At 70.6% G+C, this 3,177-nt stretch carries 3 protein-coding genes; all 3 read right to left on the bottom strand.

All coding sequences use genetic code 11. The annotated features are described in order from the left end of the window. Positions 1-1,368: AAA family ATPase (locus WA805_RS13110; protein WP_425242468.1), on the bottom strand; the 1,368-nt coding region annotated here is incomplete at its 3' end. 45 nt (positions 1,369-1,413) lie between these two features. Continuing rightward, the gene (locus tag WA805_RS13105; RefSeq protein ID WP_422272607.1) at positions 1,414-2,529 is read right to left on the bottom strand and encodes an NDMA-dependent alcohol dehydrogenase; all 1,116 of its coding nucleotides are present in this window, start codon (positions 2,527-2,529) and stop codon (positions 1,414-1,416) included. Positions 2,530-2,611: 82 nt separating this feature from the next. Further along, positions 2,612-3,177: helix-turn-helix domain-containing protein (locus WA805_RS13100; RefSeq protein ID WP_425242467.1), on the bottom strand; the 566-nt coding region annotated here is incomplete at its 5' end.

Raw genomic sequence — 3,177 nt, 5'->3', positions numbered from 1 at the left:
GGTCACCAGCTCGTCGGCGGCCGGCGGCCACGGCCCGGACCAGAGGTCGATGGTCCGTTCGAGGTCGAGGTCGCCGTCGGCGGTCCCGGCGCCGAGCCGCTGGACGCCCGTAGACGGCTGCTGGGCTGCCCGGCCCAGCCGGAAGAAGACCCGCGCCGCCAGCCGGTGCGCGGCGGCACGCAGCTCCCGGTCGGTCGCGTGGCTGAGATCCGCCAGGAGCGTCGCCGCGTCTTCCGGGCCGGCCGCCAGCGCCCGGGTGAACGCCTCCTCATCGAGCTGGCCGAGGGTGGGGGACACCGCCGTGAAGGACGGGTGCATGGCGGCCAGTTCGGCACGGCTGACGGTACGCACGGCGCTGCTTCGCGCGCGGTCCCGGCGGCGGGCCTGAGCGGACTGCGGACGCTGGAAGAAGTCGCCTGCCGCGGTCGGCGGCAGGCGGTCAGCTTTTCCCTGGCCGTCCGATGGGGCGCCGTCGTCACCGGCGCCGCCCCGGCCATCGGTGAGCTCGGGCTGCGGCGTGTCCGCCGGCCACAGTTCCGCCAGCAACTCATCCAGCACGGACTCGGGGGTCCGGTCGCAGCCGTCGGCGATCCGGATCCGCCCGGACAGGGCCGCGTAGGCGGCGTCACGGGCGGTGGGCCGGGCCAGGCTGGTCTCGCCGCGCAACCGCGCCAGGCCGGTCAGCAGCAGCACCAGGTCGATCGACCCGCGGACCGAGGAGCCCATGTGCACATCGCGGTGCTGGCGGGTAGCCCGGGTGAGCGTCACCGCGAAGTCCACGACCTGACCGTTCGTGCCGGTGGCCATGCGAGTGATCTGCCGTTCGGCCGGGGCGTCCTGGTACCCGAGCACGACCCGGCAGATCCGGTCGGCGATGGCCTGGCTGACCCGCGCCGTGCCGATCGCGTCGAACGGGTTCATGGCGGCGACCAGCCGGAACCCTTCCCCGGCCCGGACCGCACCGAGCCTGGGCACGGTGATCTCGCTTTCGGTGAGGACGGTGATCAGGACGTTGAGCGTCTCCTCAGGGATCCGGTTGAACTCCTCCACATACAGCAGCGCGCCGGCCCGCATGGCTCGCAGCAGCGGGCCGTCGCTGAAGCTGGCGGGGACGTAGCCTTCGGCGAGGACCTGGGACGGGTCGTACTGCCCGATCAGCCGCGCCGGGGTCAGCTCGGCGTTGCCCTCGACGAAGACCACGGCCCTGCCCACCTGCCGCGCGATATCGCGCAGGAGGGTTGACTTGCCGGTGCCGGGTGGTCCCTCGATCACCACGTGCCGACCGGTCTCCAGGGCCACCGCGAGCACCTCGCGTTCCCGGCGCAGTCCCACGATGGGCGACGGCTGGCCGGGTGAGGCAGCTGCCACGGTGTCTCCGTTCAGGGGGCAGAGTGGTTCAGGGCGCAGAGTGGTTCAGGGGGCAGAGTGCAGGATCACCCCGCGGATGTTCTTGCCGTCCAGCAGGTCCTGATACCCCTGGTTGATCTGGTCGAGAGTGTAGGTGCTGGTGATCAGCTCATCCAGTTTGAGATCACCGGCCTGGTACAGCTCTACCATGCGCGGGATGTCGTGGAACGGGTCGCCGGATCCGAACAGGCTGCCCTGGATGCGCTTCTCGAACAGGGTCAGCACGGCACCGGACAGCTCGATCGTGTTCTTCGCGGGATCGGCGAGCCCGGTCACCACGACCGTGCCGCCCTTGCGGATCGCGTTGAAGGCGCTGGTGACGACCTCGGAGGTCACCACGCCGACGGTGACGATCGCCTTGTCGGCACCCACCCCGCGGGTCAGGTCGCTGATCAGCTCCTGCGCCTGCTCGGCGGTCTCACAGCTGTGGGTGGCGCCGAGCTGCTCGGCGATCTCCCGCTTGTTGGCCAGCGGGTCGATGGCCACGACGTTGCGTGCCCCGGCCAGCGCGGCCCCCTGCACGGCGTTGATGCCGATCCCGCCGATCCCGTAGATGGCGATCGTGTCGCCGGGCTCGGTGGCGGCGGCGTGGACGGCCGAGCCGAAGCCGGTGGGGACCCCGCAGCCGATCAGGACGACCTTGTCCAGCGGCAGGTCAGGATCGACCTTGATGCAGGAGTTCTCGGAGATGGTGGCGCGCTCGGAGAAAGTACCCAGCATGCACATGCCGCCGAAGTCCTCGCCGCCGGCGTGGAACCGGTAGGTGCCATCGGGCAGGGAGCCGTCCAGGATGGTGGCACCCATGTCGCACAGGTTCGACTTGCCCGTCGAGCACCACCGGCAGTGACCGCAGACCGGCAGGAACGAGCAGATCACATGATCACCCGGCTTGAGCCGGGTAACGCCCTCGCCGACCTCCTCGATGACCCCGGCGCCCTCATGCCCGCCCACGAGCGGGAAGCGCGGCACGAGGTCCCCGTGCCGCAGGTGCTCATCGGAGTGACAAAGCCCGGCAGCCACATAGCGAATGAGGACCTCGCCCGCTTTCGGCGGATCCAGGTCCAACTCGGCGATCTCGAAATCCTGGCCTGTCCCGCGCAAGACCGCGGCCCTGGTCTTCATTGACCCCTCCTTTGCCTCATCACCCGACTGCCACCATAAATCGGCTACTCGCACCGCACCAGCCCCCGAAAGACAGCGTGCGTCAGCCGAGACGGACCACGCGGACGTAGCGGGCTGGCTCGCGGCCGTGATTGGCGTACACATAGCTGCGGTCGCTGGCCAGGCGAGCCGAGCCCCCGGCCTTCACGGTGACGGGTTCGAGTCCCTCGACCTCGAGGGTGAGGGCACCGTTAAGGACCAGGAACAGCTCCTCCGACCCGGCGGCGTCGGGCTGGGCGTCGTAGCGGTCGCCCGGCTGGAGCACCCACTCCCAGAGCTCGGCCGATGGCTGCCGCTGTGTCGCAACCTGGAGTGCGGCGCGGCTGCCCGCGGCGGAGGACCACACGCCAGCGGCGGAGCCTGGTTCGTTGACCGCGACGGGATCCGGCTGGGTGTCGCGGGTCAGTGAGGCGAAGTCGGTGCCCAGCGCCCTGGCGACCCTGTCGACGGTGACGAGGCTGGGGTTGGCCTGACCCTGCTCGATCAGGGTGAGCATCCGCCGGCTGACCCCGGCGGTGTCGGCGAGCTGTTGAACGGTAAGACGGCGGCCCGTTCTTCGCCGGCGTACCTCGGCACCGACCCGGGCGATGAACTCGGCGGTCGGTCCGC

Source organism: Trebonia sp., from assembly GCF_049794275.1.
Lineage (GTDB): Bacteria > Actinomycetota > Actinomycetes > Streptosporangiales > Streptosporangiaceae > Trebonia.
This window is presented reverse-complemented; position numbering and strand designations above follow the sequence as displayed.

Bases quoted from the DNA above. Each gene is read 5' to 3' on its own strand.
- WA805_RS13105 (WP_422272607.1), bottom strand. From the start codon at position 2,529: ATGAAGACCAGGGCCGCGGTCTTGCGCGGGACAGGCCAGGATTTCGAG.